Source organism: Amycolatopsis bartoniae (assembly GCF_014191255.1).
GTDB lineage: Bacteria > Actinomycetota > Actinomycetes > Mycobacteriales > Pseudonocardiaceae > Amycolatopsis_E > Amycolatopsis_E bartoniae.
In genome coordinates this window covers 180,050-192,163 of sequence record NZ_JACHWH010000006.1, presented here as the reverse complement: position 1 = coordinate 192,163, position 12,114 = coordinate 180,050, and the positions used below count along the sequence as shown (strand labels likewise).

General features: G+C 72.8%; 13 protein-coding genes. 4 read left to right on the top strand and 9 right to left on the bottom strand.

Annotation, left to right across the window (positions count from 1 at the left end):
- Window positions 1-83 precede the first annotated feature (83 nt).
- Window positions 84-1,175 (top strand): carboxylate-amine ligase, encoded by a 1,092-nt coding sequence (locus FHX82_RS26190; protein ID WP_145934287.1) that lies wholly within the window; start codon window positions 84-86, stop codon window positions 1,173-1,175.
- Between the two features lie 7 nt (window positions 1,176-1,182).
- Here FHX82_RS26190 and FHX82_RS26185 read toward each other — a convergent pair whose 3' ends face one another.
- From FHX82_RS26185 to FHX82_RS26170, 4 genes are all read right to left on the bottom strand, one after another.
- Complete coding sequence (locus tag FHX82_RS26185; protein ID WP_145934286.1) at window positions 1,183-1,932, bottom strand: DUF899 family protein; 750 nt, start codon at window positions 1,930-1,932, stop codon at window positions 1,183-1,185.
- A gap of 76 nt (window positions 1,933-2,008) precedes the next feature.
- The gene (locus tag FHX82_RS26180; protein WP_145934285.1) at window positions 2,009-3,241 is read right to left on the bottom strand and encodes an NAD(P)/FAD-dependent oxidoreductase; all 1,233 of its coding nucleotides are present in this window, start codon (window positions 3,239-3,241) and stop codon (window positions 2,009-2,011) included.
- Window positions 3,242-3,309: 68 nt separating this feature from the next.
- The gene (locus FHX82_RS26175) at window positions 3,310-3,756 is read right to left on the bottom strand and encodes a GNAT family N-acetyltransferase (protein ID WP_145934284.1); all 447 of its coding nucleotides are present in this window, start codon (window positions 3,754-3,756) and stop codon (window positions 3,310-3,312) included.
- Window positions 3,753-4,451: a TetR/AcrR family transcriptional regulator gene (locus FHX82_RS26170; protein WP_145934283.1), complete on the bottom strand. Its 699-nt coding sequence runs from the start codon at window positions 4,449-4,451 to the stop codon at window positions 3,753-3,755. The genes FHX82_RS26175 and FHX82_RS26170 overlap by 4 nt, the downstream gene beginning before the upstream one ends.
- A gap of 67 nt (window positions 4,452-4,518) precedes the next feature.
- Here FHX82_RS26170 and FHX82_RS26165 point away from each other — a divergent pair, with 67 nt between their 5' ends.
- On the top strand, window positions 4,519-5,643 hold the full coding sequence (locus FHX82_RS26165; RefSeq protein WP_145934282.1) for an FAD-dependent oxidoreductase: 1,125 nt from the start codon (window positions 4,519-4,521) through the stop codon (window positions 5,641-5,643).
- A gap of 192 nt (window positions 5,644-5,835) precedes the next feature.
- On the opposite strand, the gene FHX82_RS26160 is transcribed toward FHX82_RS26165, so the two are convergent.
- Window positions 5,836-6,471 carry a class I SAM-dependent methyltransferase gene (locus FHX82_RS26160; protein WP_145934281.1) on the bottom strand — a complete coding sequence of 212 codons (636 nt, stop codon included), beginning with the start codon at window positions 6,469-6,471 and terminating at the stop codon, window positions 5,836-5,838.
- Between the two features lie 47 nt (window positions 6,472-6,518).
- Here FHX82_RS26160 and FHX82_RS26155 point away from each other — a divergent pair, with 47 nt between their 5' ends.
- Entirely contained in the window at window positions 6,519-7,505 is a 987-nt protein-coding gene (locus FHX82_RS26155; RefSeq protein WP_145934280.1) for an LLM class F420-dependent oxidoreductase, read from the top strand.
- A 39-nt stretch (window positions 7,506-7,544) separates the two neighbouring features.
- Here FHX82_RS26155 and FHX82_RS26150 read toward each other — a convergent pair whose 3' ends face one another.
- From FHX82_RS26150 to FHX82_RS26140, 3 genes are read right to left on the bottom strand one after another with little or no spacing between them, the layout of a single operon-like run.
- Window positions 7,545-7,988 carry a response regulator gene (locus FHX82_RS26150; RefSeq protein WP_145934279.1) on the bottom strand — a complete coding sequence of 148 codons (444 nt, stop codon included), beginning with the start codon at window positions 7,986-7,988 and terminating at the stop codon, window positions 7,545-7,547.
- A complete protein-coding gene (locus FHX82_RS26145) occupies window positions 7,966-9,537 on the bottom strand; it encodes a sensor histidine kinase (protein ID WP_145934278.1) in 1,572 nt (523 codons plus the stop codon). Before FHX82_RS26145 ends, FHX82_RS26150 begins: the two co-directional genes overlap by 23 nt.
- Window positions 9,534-10,799: a PP2C family protein-serine/threonine phosphatase gene (locus tag FHX82_RS26140; RefSeq protein ID WP_229880244.1), complete on the bottom strand. Its 1,266-nt coding sequence runs from the start codon at window positions 10,797-10,799 to the stop codon at window positions 9,534-9,536. The genes FHX82_RS26145 and FHX82_RS26140 overlap by 4 nt, the downstream gene beginning before the upstream one ends.
- A 116-nt stretch (window positions 10,800-10,915) precedes the next feature.
- Between FHX82_RS26140 and FHX82_RS26135 the strand changes: the two genes are divergently transcribed.
- Window positions 10,916-11,521, top strand: a complete 606-nt coding sequence (locus tag FHX82_RS26135) for a hypothetical protein (RefSeq protein ID WP_145934277.1) — start codon at window positions 10,916-10,918, stop codon at window positions 11,519-11,521.
- Window position 11,522: 1 nt separating this feature from the next.
- On the opposite strand, the gene FHX82_RS26130 is transcribed toward FHX82_RS26135, so the two are convergent.
- Entirely contained in the window at window positions 11,523-12,110 is a 588-nt protein-coding gene (locus FHX82_RS26130) for a hypothetical protein (RefSeq protein ID WP_145934276.1), read from the bottom strand.
- Window positions 12,111-12,114: the final 4 nt, after the last annotated feature.

Below are 12,114 nucleotides of genomic sequence, written 5' to 3'. Positions count from 1 at the left end.
GTTCGAACCCTGCGGGGCGCCGGTGGTGCCGATACGATGACCGCGTCCGACCGCCGCTCTCCTGATGGGTCCCACCTGCGTCCATGACCGACACCGCCTCGCTCACCCTCGGCGTCGAAGAGGAGTTCCTGCTGGTGGACCGCGACGCCCACCTGGCGTCCGACGGGCCGGCCGTCACCGACGACGTGTCCGACCCGCCCGGGCAGGTCGAGCACGAACTGCGCCCGTGCCAGGTCGAGTCCGCCACCGAGGTCCAGACCACCGTGACCGGTGTCGTGGACGGGCTGCGGGGGCTGCGCGACGAGCTGGCCCGCGAGGCCGGCAAGCGCGAGCTGCGGCTGCTGCCCGCCGGGGTGGCGCCACTGGCCGAGGACCGCACCCTGAGCTTCACCCCGAACGCGCGGTACCACCGCATGGGCGGGGAGTTCGGGGCGATCGCGCGCAACGCGCTCACGTGCGCGTGCCACGTGCACGTCTCGATCCCCGACCGCGCCAGCGGCCTGGCGGTCAGCAACGGGGTGCGGCCGTGGCTGCCGCTGCTGCTGGCGCTGACGGCGAACTCGCCGTTCGCGGAGAGCGAGGACACCGGCTACGCCAGCTGGCGGCACGTGATGTGGGGCCGCTGGCCGTCGGCGGGGCCGCCGCCGCACTTCGAGTCCGAGGACCACTACGAGTCGCTGGTGGACTCGATGCTGCGCACCGGCGCCCTGCTCGACCGCGGGATGGTCTACTGGGACATCCGGCTGTCCGAGCACCAGCCCACCGTCGAGATCCGGATCTCCGACGTGGCCGCGACGGTCGAGGAGGCCGCGCTGCTGGCCGGGCTCGTCCGCGGGCTCGCGGCGCGGGCGCTGGACGAGGCCGGTGCGCCGGACGGCAAGGCCGGGCCGCCGCCGGAGCTGCTGCGCACCATGCTGTGGCGCGGCGCCCGCGACGGGCTCGCGGGGCAGGCGGTCGATCCGGAGGACGGCGACCTGGTGCCGGCGTGGCACCTGCTCGACCGGCTCGTGGAACGCGTGCGCCCGCAGCTGCGTGAGGCCGGCGACGAGGACTTCGTGCGGGACACGCTCGACAGGCTGCGCCGCACGGGCGGCGGCGCGCAGCGCCAGCGGGCCGTGTACGCGCGGCGCCGCGAGCTGGCCGACGTGGTGGACGAGCTCGCCTGGCGGGTGTGAGCACGCGTCAGTGGAACTGGCCGTCCCGGCCGAGGGTGTCCGCGGGGGTCACGCCGGGGCGTGTCCACTGGGGAACCGGACGGCCGGTGGGGCCCCAGGTGGCGTTGCCGTCGGCATCCGTCCGCCAGTACCAGCACGGGTGGTGTCCTTCGGGCCAGCCCTCGGGGGTGTCCTGCCACGCCTCGCGGCGGCCGTACACGGTCATGTCGAGCAGGGCGAAGGATCCGTTGAACGCCTCGCTGCCGCGGCCGGTCGTGGAGTAGGTGAGGAACACGCGGTCGCCGTCCCGCAGGTAGCAGGTGAGGTAACCCATGTCCCCGCCCGCGGGGCCGGTCACGTCGCGCACCGAGTACCAGGGCTGGGTGTAGCCCATGAACTCGACGAACTCCGCCACTTCCGGCCACCGGCCGGCGGTCAGGATGGCGAACGAGACGCCGCGGGCGTTGAGGTAGACGGCGTCCTTGAGGTGCCAGACCGCCATGGTGCAGCCTTCGCACTGCCCCTGGTGGGGCGCGCCGTCGTACCACATGTGCTTGTAGGCCACGAGTTCGTTCCGCCCCTGGAACAGGTCGAGGAACGGGACCGGGCCGTCGGGCCCGACCACCTCGACGGTGCCGTCGAACTCCACCATCGGCAGCCGGCGGCGGGCCGCGGCGATGGCGTCGCCTTCGCGGGTGTGGGCCTTCTCCCTGGCCAGGAGCTCGTCGCGGGCGGCCTGCCAGGTGGCCAGGTCGACGATGGGCGGGGTGGTGGTCATGGGGTCCTCCGTGCGGGGTGCTGCGACCGGTCACCGGAACAGACCCGGGAACCGGCCGGAACTCATCGCCGTGGGGTCACAACCCTTGCTTGAGGTCCCGCAGCACGGCCTCGGCGGCGCGGCGGCCCGACACCAGCGCGCCCTGGATCGAGGGCGTGTCGCGGTGGTCGCCGCACACGTAGCGGCCCGGGCTGTGCCGCACCGGGCGGCGCAGCGGCTGCTCCGGGCCGAACACCGGCAGCGCCCGCGGGATGGTGTGCGTCGCCATCAGGTCCCAGTCCCGCACGTCGGTCTCGTACATCCGCGCCAGCTGCTCGCGCACTTTGGCCTCCGGCACGCCGGGCCTGCCGGGGACGGACGCGGCCACCAGCGACTGACCGGACGGGGCGTAGGCGGGCGCGACCTCGTCGAGCACCACGGTGTTGATCAGCAGGCCGCTGGCGCCGTCGAGCACGAGGGTCGGTGAGCGCAACGGCGAACCGGACGTGCGGAAGTAGTGCGTGGTCACCGCGTGCCATTCCGGCGCGGTGAGGCCCGGCAACAGGCGCGCCGCGTCGGTGCCGTCGGTGGCGACGACGACGGCCCGCGCGGTGATCGTCTGCCCGGAGGCGAGCACGACGCCGTGTTCGGTGACGGCGGCGATAGGCGCGTTCGTGCGCACCGTGCCCTCGGGCAGGCCCTCGGCGAGCTGCCGCGGGATGGCGTGCATCCCCGCCGCGGGCAACGCGCCGCCGCCGCGCAGGAAACACCGCCACACGAGGTGGAACAGCCGGGCCGAGGTCATCAGGTCGGGGTCGAGGAACACCCCGGCGACGAACGGCCGCAGGACCTCCTCGCGGAAGTCCGCGGACAGCCGCCAGCGGCGCAGTTCCTGCTCGACGGTGACCCCTTGCGGCTGGCGCAGCATGATGTCCGGGGCGATGGTGTCGCGGGCGCTCAAAGCACCGAGCCGCGCGAGGTCGACGGGGCGGCGCAGGGCGAAGCGCGCGGTGTCGGCGAGCGCGCTGAGGCCGTGGCTCGGTGGCGTGAGCCAGCGGCGGCCCCGGGCGGTCGAGGCGAGCACGCCGCGGGTGAAGGGCCGTAGGTCGAGCGCGGCGAGGTCGAGGTGGCGGGGCAGCTCGGGATAGGCGGGCAGCAGCACCTGGAAGCCGTGGTCGAGCTGGAAGCCGTCGACGTAGTCGGTGCGCACCCGGCCGCCGACCTCGGGACCCGCTTCGCACACCACGGTGACGAGCCCGGCTTTCGTGAGCTCGCGGGCGGCGGCGAGCCCGGCCAGGCCCGCGCCCACCACGACGACGTCCACTGCCACCGGAGCCTCCCGCGTTGCACGCCCGTTGCGCCTTCCGAGGGTAGAACGGCTCCCGGTGACCCGCTGGTTCACGCCGGAAGTGAATGTCCCATCCACCGCGCGTCCCCGGGCACGAAACCGTTGCGGCGGTACAGATTCCGCGCGTGGTGGTTGTTCTCGTGCACCCGCAGGACCACCTGGCGGGCGCCGTGACGCTGCGCCCAGTCGAGCACGGCGCCCACGAGTGCGTCCCCGGCTCTCCGGCCGCGGGCGAAGGGCGCGACCCACAGGGAGATCAGCTCGACGGCGCCGTCGGAGTCGGGTGACGTGGCGCTCGCCACCCCGGCCGGGCGGCCGTCGAGCTCGGCCAGCACGGTGCAGGGGACGTCCGTCAGCCGCTGCCGCCAGCGCTGCTCCCCCGCGGCCGCCCAGTCGGCCAGGCCGGAGCCGAACGCCTCGGGCGCGTCACGCAGCGCCGCCAGGCGCACGGCGCGGAACGCCGCCCAGTCGTCCGGGGTGAGGGCGCGCAGCATCATTCGCCGGGCACGTACAGCGTCGTGATGCCGCTGAGGACGAGGTCGATCCCGGCGAGGAACTGCTCGCGGTCGTCGTGGTCGCGCATCTGCTCCGCGACGGCCCGGATGAACGGGTACTCGTCCGGATCGAGCTCCTCCCACACCTTCGACACGGTGCCGAGGAACTCGTCGCGGTTCGCGCCGGGCCCGAGCACGCGGGCGTTCGCGGCGTTCTGGGCCGCGCCGCCGAGGATGTACTGGACCAGCACCGTGGCGGCCAGGAACCAGCTGTCCTCCCGCACGCCGAGGGCGCGGACCCGCCGGCCGATGCTTTCGAGGATCCGCGGCGTGACCGTTCCCGAGGGGCTGCGCGAGAGCTCGGTGGCCAGCTGCGTGGCAAGCCACGGATGCTCGTCGATCGCGTCGAACAGGCCGAGCGCGACGGCGCGGATCTCGTCCCGCGGGTCCGCGGCTCCGGTGGGTTCGACGGCCAGCGCGGCGGCGACGACGGCGTCGGTGGCGGCGTCGAGCAGCTCGTCCTTGTTCGCCACGTGCCAGTAGATCGCTCCGGCGCCGGTGGCGAGGCGCTCGGTCAGCGCCCGGAACGTCAGCCCGCCCTCACCGGCCGTGTCGAGCAGCTCGACGGCGGCCGCGACGATCCGCTCCCGGGACAGTGCCTCACTACGCCGCTGGGGGCGGCGGGCCCGCGTTGCCATGCCCCCATCTTGACATATCTGGAATGTCGTTCCAAACTGGAATGACATTCCAGAAGGGGGAGTTGCCATGCACACGCCTGTCACGATCGTCGGTGCCGGTCTCGGCGGTCTCGTGCTCGCTCGCGTCCTGCACGTTCACGGCATCCCGGCCACGGTCTACGAGGCGGAGGCATCGCCGACGGCGCGCAGCCAGGGCGGGATGCTCGACATCCACGCGGACAGCGGCCAGCCCGCACTCGAAGCGGCGGGGCTGACGGCCGGGTTCCGCGCGCTCGTCCTCGAAGGCCGCGAGGCGACGCGCATCCTCGACCGGGACGGGAACGTCCTGTTCGACGAGCCCGACGACGGCACGGGCACCCGCCCCGAGGTGCAACGCGGGGAGCTACGGCGGTTGCTGATCGAGTCACTCCCCGACGGAACCGTGCGGTGGGGGCACAAGGTCGCCGGGGTCCGTTCCCTCGGCGAGGGCCGCCACGAGGTGGCCTTCGCCGACGGCACCACCGTCGCCATCGGCCTGCTGGTGGGCGCGGACGGTGCGTGGTCGCGGGTCCGGCCGCTGCTGTCGGACGCGACGCCCGAGTACACCGGCAGCTCGTACGTCGAGACCTACCTGTTCGACGGCGACACCCGCCATCCCGCCGCCGCGAAAGCCGTGGGCGGCGGCGCGCTGATGGCGCTGGCGCCGGGCCAGGGAATCCTGGCCCACCGGGAGAGCGGCGGGACGCTGCACACGTACGTGGCGCTGACCCGGCCGCGGGAGTGGTTCGCCGCCATCGACTTCACCGACGCCGCCGCGGCCACCGCCCGGATCGCGCGGGAGTTCGACGGCTGGGCGCCGGAACTGACCGCGCTGATCACCGACAGCGACACCGCGCCGGTCCTGCGCACGCTCAACACCCTGCCGGTCGGGCACCGCTGGGACCGCGTGCCGGGCGTGACCCTGGTCGGTGACGCCGCGCACCTCGCGCCACCGAACGGCGAGGGCGCCAACCTGGCGATGCAGGACGGCGCCGAGCTCGCCACCGCGCTGGCGACGCATCCCGGCGACGCCGAAGCGGCGCTCGCCGAGTACGAGCAGGCGATGTTCCCGCGCGCCGCGCGAGCCGCGGCCGACGGCGGCGAGCTGTACGAGCTGATGTTCGGCGACGACGCGCCGCACGGCATGGTGGCGATGTTCACCGGTGCCGGATGACGGGGAAGCCCCAGCACGGCCGATCGGGATTCGGGGTGCTGGGGCTGGTTCGAGGGTCGGTACGGCGGTCGCCTCTCGGCGAGTGGCACGAACGCGGCTCCAGCCGGACTGGTGTTCCGCGACGGCGTTGAGGTGAGGCCCGGGGGACACGGACCGCACCGACCACCTGCTACAACCGCCCCTCCCCCGGATCTATTCCGGGCGCCGCGCGGTGAGCAGCAGATGCTCCTCGGGCCGCGCGCCGGGCTTGCCGGGCGCGAAGACCTCCGAGTGGGTGCCGAGGACCTCCAGCCCGGCGGCGGTGACCCGGGCCCGCAGGGCTTCGGCGGTGAAGCTGGTGATCCGCACGGGGTGGCCGAGGAACTCGACGGGCACGTCCTCGGCGTCCATCGGCACGGTGACCAGGGAGAGGTGGCCGCCGGGCACGAGCCAGCGGGCGATCTTCGCGAGGACGGCCTCGGTGTCGGCGCGGGGCAGCTGCAGGAACGGGAAGTAGGCGCAGACGGCGTCCCACGACTCCGGCGGCGAGCTCCAGGTGCGGACGTCGGTGAGCACGAACTGCGCGCCGGGCACGTTCGCCGACGCCAGCTCGACCATCACGGGTGACACGTCGAGCCCGGTGACGTGGTGCCCGGCGGCGGTGAGCTCCTCGGCGGCGGGACGGCCGGTGCCGCTGCCGAGGTCGAGGACCCGCGCCTGGGGCGGCAGGACCGCTCGCAGCTCCCGCAGCGCCCGGTCGACGACAGGCGGGCGCCCGAACGCGTCCTCGTAGCCCGCGCCGATGGCGTCGAACAGCTCCGCCGCGGTGACCGCACGACGTTCAGCCATACCCCGTAACGTAACAGCCGCGTCACGCTCCGACTAGGCTGGCGACCATGCGTTTTGGACTGTTCGTGCCCCAGGGCTGGCGGCTCGACCTCGCCGGCATCGACCCCGCCGACCAGTGGGAGACCATGCTCGGCGTCGCGCAGATCGCCGAAGAAGGCCCCTTCGAATCGATCTGGCTCTACGACCACTTCCACACCGTGCCGGTGCCGACGGACGAGGCGACGCACGAGGCGTGGGCGCTGATGGCCGCGTTCGCGGCGGCCACGAACCGAGTGCGGCTCGGGCAGATGTGCACCTGCATGGCGTACCGGAACCCGGCGTACCTGGCGAAGTTCGCCGCCACCACGGACATCGTGTCGGGCGGGCGGGTCGAGATGGGCATCGGCGCGGGCTGGTACGAGCACGAGTGGCGCGCCTACGGCTACGGTTTCCCGCCCGCGCGCGAGCGCCTCGGCAGGCTCGACGAGGGCGTGCGGATCATGCGGCAGCTGTGGACCACCGGTAAGGCCACTGTGGACGGTGAGTACTACCGGGTGGACGGCGCGATCTGCCGCCCGCTGCCGTTGCAGGACGGCGGGATTCCACTGTGGATCGCCGGCGGCGGGGAGAAGCGGACGCTGCGGATCGCGGCGCGGTACGCGAACTACACGAACTTCGCCGGTGGCGCCGAGGACTTCGCGCACAAGTCGGAGGTGCTGGCCGCGCACTGCAAGGACGTCGGCACGGACTTCGGCGCGATCGTACGCTCGGCCAACTACAACGTGGTGATCGGCGAAACCGAGAAGGACGTCCAGGACCGGCTGGCGTGGCTGCGCGCGCACTACGCCCCGCACGTGCCGGCGGACCGGCTGGAGGCGGCGTACCAGAACTTCGCGACGGGCCCGCTGGTCGGCACCCCGGAACAGATCACCGAGCGACTGACGGAACTGCGCGACCTGGGCATGACGTACGCGATCACGTACTTCGCCGAAGCGGCCTACGACCGCTCGGGCATCGACCTGTTCACCCGCGAGGTCATCCCGGCGCTGGGTTGAGCCAGTGGCGGGCCGCGCGTGCGGCCCGCCACCTGCCGCTCACTGGGGCAGCTTCACCACGGTGACGAAGAAGTCGTCGATCTGGCGGATCACGTCGATGAACCGCTCGAAGTCGACCGGTTTGCTGACGTAGGCGTTGGCGTGCAGGCTGTAGCTGCGCAGGATGTCCTCCTCCGCCTCGGAGGTGGTCAGCACCACCACCGGGATCACGCGCAGCTCGGCGTCGTTCTTCAGCTCCGCCAGCACCTCGCGGCCGTCGCGGCGGGGCAGGTTCAGGTCGAGCAGGATCAGGCCCGGCCGCGGCGCGTCGGCGTACTCGCCTTCACGGCGCAGGAACTGCAGCGCCTGCTCGCCGTCCTTCACCACGTGCAGCTTGTTGCGGATCTTGTGGTGCTCGAACGCCTCCTGCGTCATCAGCACGTCGCCGTCGTCGTCCTCGACGAGCAGCACGTCGACGACGTCAAGCGGTTCCGGGATCGTCATCGGGTTCCTTCTTCTCCTCGGTGAGCACGGGCAGGGTGAAACAGAAACGGGCGCCGCGGCCGACCGTGGTGTCGAGCCAGATCGTGCCGCCATGGTGTTCGACGATCTTCCGGCACATCGCCAGCCCGATGCCGGTGCCGGGGTAGTCCGCCTTGGCGTGCAGGCGCTGGAAGATCACGAAGATCCGCTCGGCGTACTCGGGGTCGATGCCGATCCCGTTGTCCTGCACGGAAAACCGCCAGAAGTCGCCATCGCGGTCCGCGGTCACGGTGACGTGCGGGGGCTGCTCGCCGTGGAACTTGAGCGCGTTGCCGATCAGGTTCTGGAAGACCGTGGTCAGCAACGGTACCTCCGCGAGCACCGTGGGCAGCTCACCGGTCTCGACCGTCGCCTCGGACTGCTCGATCGCCGCGGCCAGGTTCGCCTTCGCCTGCTCCACGACCTTCTCGCACGCCACCGGCACCGGCTCGCGCACGATCCGGCCCACGCGGCTGAACGCGAGCAGGTCGTTGATGAGCACCTGCATCCGCTTGGCGCCGTCGACGGCGAACCCGATGTACTGGTCGGCCCGCTCGTCGATCTGCCCGGCGTAGCGCCGCTGCAGCAGCTGGCAGAAGCTCGCCACCTTCCGCAGCGGCTCCTGCAGGTCGTGCGAGGCGACGTAGGCGAACTGCTCCAGCTCGGCGTTGGACCGCTCCAGGTCCTGGGTGCGCGCGTCGAGCACCGCGTGCGCCTCCCGCAACGCCGACAGCTCCTGCAGGATGCGCTCGCGCATGCGGTTCACGTCGTCGCCGAGCTCGCGGACCTCACGCGGCCCGCTCTGCGCCACCGGGTGCGAGAAGTCGCCGTCGGCGACGACACGCACCTCCTTCGCCAGCCGCGACAGCGGCGTGATCGCGGCGGCCCGCAGCCCGACAGCGAGCGCCACCACGATGAGCACGAACACCAGCGCGATCCCGATGCACACCGCGTACAGGACGGTCCAGGTGCGGTTCAGCGTCGCGGTCGCCTCCTGCCGGGCGACGCCGAGCCGGTCCTGCAGCCGCGTCACCGCCGAGCGGACGGCGTCGAACGCTGTCTTGCCGCGGTCGAGGTCCGTGCCGACCGCGGGCTGCCCACTGGTGCGGACCTGCTGGATCGTCGGCTCGGCGTAGCCACTGCGCCAGGCGTCCGCGAGGGTGACGACCTGACGCAGCCCGGCCGCCACGTCCGGGATTCCGCCGACGAGCCCGCTCAGCTGCCCGACGGCGTCCTGCTGGGTGGCCAGCCCCGTGGTGTAGGGCTGGAGGAAGTCCGGCTGGGTCGCGAGCCCGTAGCCGCGCACCCCGGTTTCCTGGTCGACGAGCGCCGCTTCGAGGCGCAGCGACTGCTGGAGCGCCGGGTCGATCCGGTCCACCACGCGGTTGCGCGCGGTCGCCAGGCTGGTCAGCGCGAGCACGCCGACCACGATCGCGGCCACGGAGAACGCCGCGACGACGGCGACCCCGGCGGTGGTGATGCGGCGCAGCGGCCAGCGGGCCGCCCGCGCGGCCCGGGCTTGCTCGGTCATGCCGTGCCTCCACCGAGCGCGAGCACCGCCAGGTCGTCGTCGAGGTCGCCGCCGTTGAGCGTGCGCACCCGCCCGATCACCTCGTCCAGCAGCCCTTCCTCGGCCCCGCGCCCCCGGTGTCCCGCGGTGAGGACGTTCTCCACCAGCCCCAGCAGGCCGTCGACGTCGAGGCGCCGGCTGCCCATGCCGATGCGGCCTTCGATCAGCCCGTCGGTGTACATCAGGACCGACCAGCGGCCGTCCAGGCGCAGCTCGCCGCTCGGCCAGGCGGCGCCGTCGCCGATGCCGATGGGCGGGCGCAGGGGCGCCTCCAGCGTCCGCACCCCGTCCGGGGTGATCACCAGTGGCGGCGGGTGCCCGGCGAGGTAGACGCGGGCGTAGCTGCGGGTGGGGTCGATCGAGAGCATGGTCAGCGTGGTGAACAGGGCTTTCTTGTGCCGTTCGTGGGTGAAGACCTGGTCGAGGGTGGTGAGCACCTCGCTGGTCGGGCGGGCGGCGAGCACCATCGTGCGCCACGCGACGCGCATCGACACCCCGAGCGCGGCCTCGTCCGGGCCGTGCCCGCACACGTCGCCGACCACGGCGTGCACCCAGCCGTCGGCGGACTGGACCACGTCGTAGAAGTCGCCGCCCAGCAGCAGCCGCTGCCCGCCGGGCGAGTACCGGCTGGCGACGGTCAGCGCCGGGTCCGAGACCAGCGGCGACGGCAGCAGGCCGCGTTCGAGGCGGGTGTTCTCCTCGGCGTAGATGCGGGCCTCGCGCAGCTCGCGCTGGATCTCCTCCGACCGCACGCGCTCGATGGCGTAGCGGATCACGCGGTCCAGCAGCCGCCCGTCGACCTGGCCCTTGACGAGGTAGTCCTGCGCGCCGGCGCGGACGGCGTGCTCGCCGAGGTACTCGTCGGCCAGCCCGGTGAGCACGACGACCGCGACGTCGGGCCGGTGCTCCTGCAGCCAGCGGACGCCTTCGAGCTCGTGAGTGTCGGGCAGGCCCAGGTCGAGCAGGACGCACGTGGCGCCGGGGAGCAGGGCGCGGGCCTCGGCCAGCGAGCGGACGTGCCGCAGCCGGACGGTGGCGCCGACGTCGATCAGCAGCTCCTCCACCAGCAGCGCGTCGCCGTCGTCGTCCTCGATCAGCAGGACGTCCGTGGGCCCCTGCCGTTCCGCAGGGGCTGCGCGGGTGAGCGCAGCGTCCCGAGCCACCATCGGTGCCTGCTCGTCCTTGTTGTGTCGGGTGCCGACCCTGCCGGTCGATACGGTCACGACAGCATAGTCGGCACGTCTGCGGGTCCGCTGTGCAACGTGCGATGCTGGCGCAACCCGGGACGTGTTCGCACGTCCGGGAAACAGGTGCCGACGGTGAGGGAAAGGGTTTTCCGTTGCGGAGCAAAGCGGTGTGGGGTGTGGTGCTGGCCGGGTGCGTCGCGGTGACGGCGGCGGGCTGCACGAAAGCGGTGGCGGGACAGCCGTTCGCGGGCCCGAGCGCGGCGCCGGCACCTTCGCAGTCCCCGTCCGCGGCCGCGCCCTCGCCGACCGGCTCGTCGGTCACCGTCGCGACGATGCACGTGACGCTGCAGCAAGGAATGCAGTACACCTCGGACGGCTGCGTGTCCGACGGCTCGGCGGTGTGCGTGGCCCGGATGCAGGACCTGCGGTCGGCATCGGCGGAACCCGGGTTCACCGCGCCGAGCGCGAAGCGGCCGTATGGCTGGTCGACGGGAACGGATGCGCCGCAGTGCGTCACGCCGTCGGGGCCGGGTTCGCCGGCGACCGGCAGCACGGTGGTGGAGTCGGGGTACGCGCCGATCGGATCGAAGAAGGCCGAGTACGCGCGCTGGCAGGTCACGTGCACCGACGCCACGCAGAACGGCCAGGTGCGCATGTGGTGGCTGCCGACGAGCAAGATCCTGGTGACGGAGTACGGGTCCTCACCGGACCTCGACGCCCGCATCGACGCCGTCCTGGCGACGGCGACGTTCGGGTGACTCAGCCGCGCAGGGCTTTTCCGGCCGGGGTGTAGGTGAAGCCGGCGAAGAAGTCGCCGTCCCCGAAACGGGTGGCGAGCAGGACGGATCCCTTGAGGTGGAAGAACACCAGGGGATCCGCCGGGTTCGCCGTGCCGTAGCCGAGGCAGCCCTCGGAGGTGGGCCATCGAACGGACGGCTCCCCGAACTCGGCGAGGAGGTCGGAGAGCTGCCGGTCCTCGGCGCACCACGGCCGTGCGGTCTGCCGGACGTGCTCGTACTCGTCCGGCGGCAGCGCCCGGTCGAGGGAGAGCCAGCCCTGGCGGTACGCGGCTTCTGTGTAGACCGAGGCCATGGCGTTCGTGTCCCGCGATCCCAGGGCCGCTGTGACCCGACCGATAACCATGGCGGCGCCGGAAGCCTCCCGTGCTTGCAACGCCGCCAGTTCTTCCTCCCGCTGCTGCTCGCGGCAGTCGGTGAACGCGAGCACGCGGAAGAGCAGGATGAGCGACACCTCACCGCCGTACGCACTCGGCCGGCGGAGGGCGCGGCCGATCTGGTCGAGCAGGTAGGCGCGGACGTCGTCGACGGTGCGGCCCGGTGCGTTCACCGCG

Excerpts from the sequence above, each read along its gene's own strand:
- FHX82_RS26170 (WP_145934283.1), bottom strand. The coding sequence starts at position 4,451 with ATGGCAACGCGGGCCCGCCGCCCCCAGCGGCGTAGTGAGGCACTGTCC.
- FHX82_RS26175 (WP_145934284.1), bottom strand. The coding sequence starts at position 3,756 with ATGATGCTGCGCGCCCTCACCCCGGACGACTGGGCGGCGTTCCGCGCC.
- FHX82_RS26185 (WP_145934286.1), bottom strand. The coding sequence starts at position 1,932 with ATGACCACCACCCCGCCCATCGTCGACCTGGCCACCTGGCAGGCCGCC.
- FHX82_RS26155 (WP_145934280.1), top strand. The coding sequence starts at position 6,519 with ATGCGTTTTGGACTGTTCGTGCCCCAGGGCTGGCGGCTCGACCTCGCC.
- FHX82_RS26150 (WP_145934279.1), bottom strand. The coding sequence starts at position 7,988 with ATGACGATCCCGGAACCGCTTGACGTCGTCGACGTGCTGCTCGTCGAG.
- FHX82_RS26165 (WP_145934282.1), top strand. The coding sequence starts at position 4,519 with ATGCACACGCCTGTCACGATCGTCGGTGCCGGTCTCGGCGGTCTCGTG.
- FHX82_RS26145 (WP_145934278.1), bottom strand. The coding sequence starts at position 9,537 with ATGACCGAGCAAGCCCGGGCCGCGCGGGCGGCCCGCTGGCCGCTGCGC.
- FHX82_RS26160 (WP_145934281.1), bottom strand. The coding sequence starts at position 6,471 with ATGGCTGAACGTCGTGCGGTCACCGCGGCGGAGCTGTTCGACGCCATC.
- FHX82_RS26190 (WP_145934287.1), top strand. The coding sequence starts at position 84 with ATGACCGACACCGCCTCGCTCACCCTCGGCGTCGAAGAGGAGTTCCTG.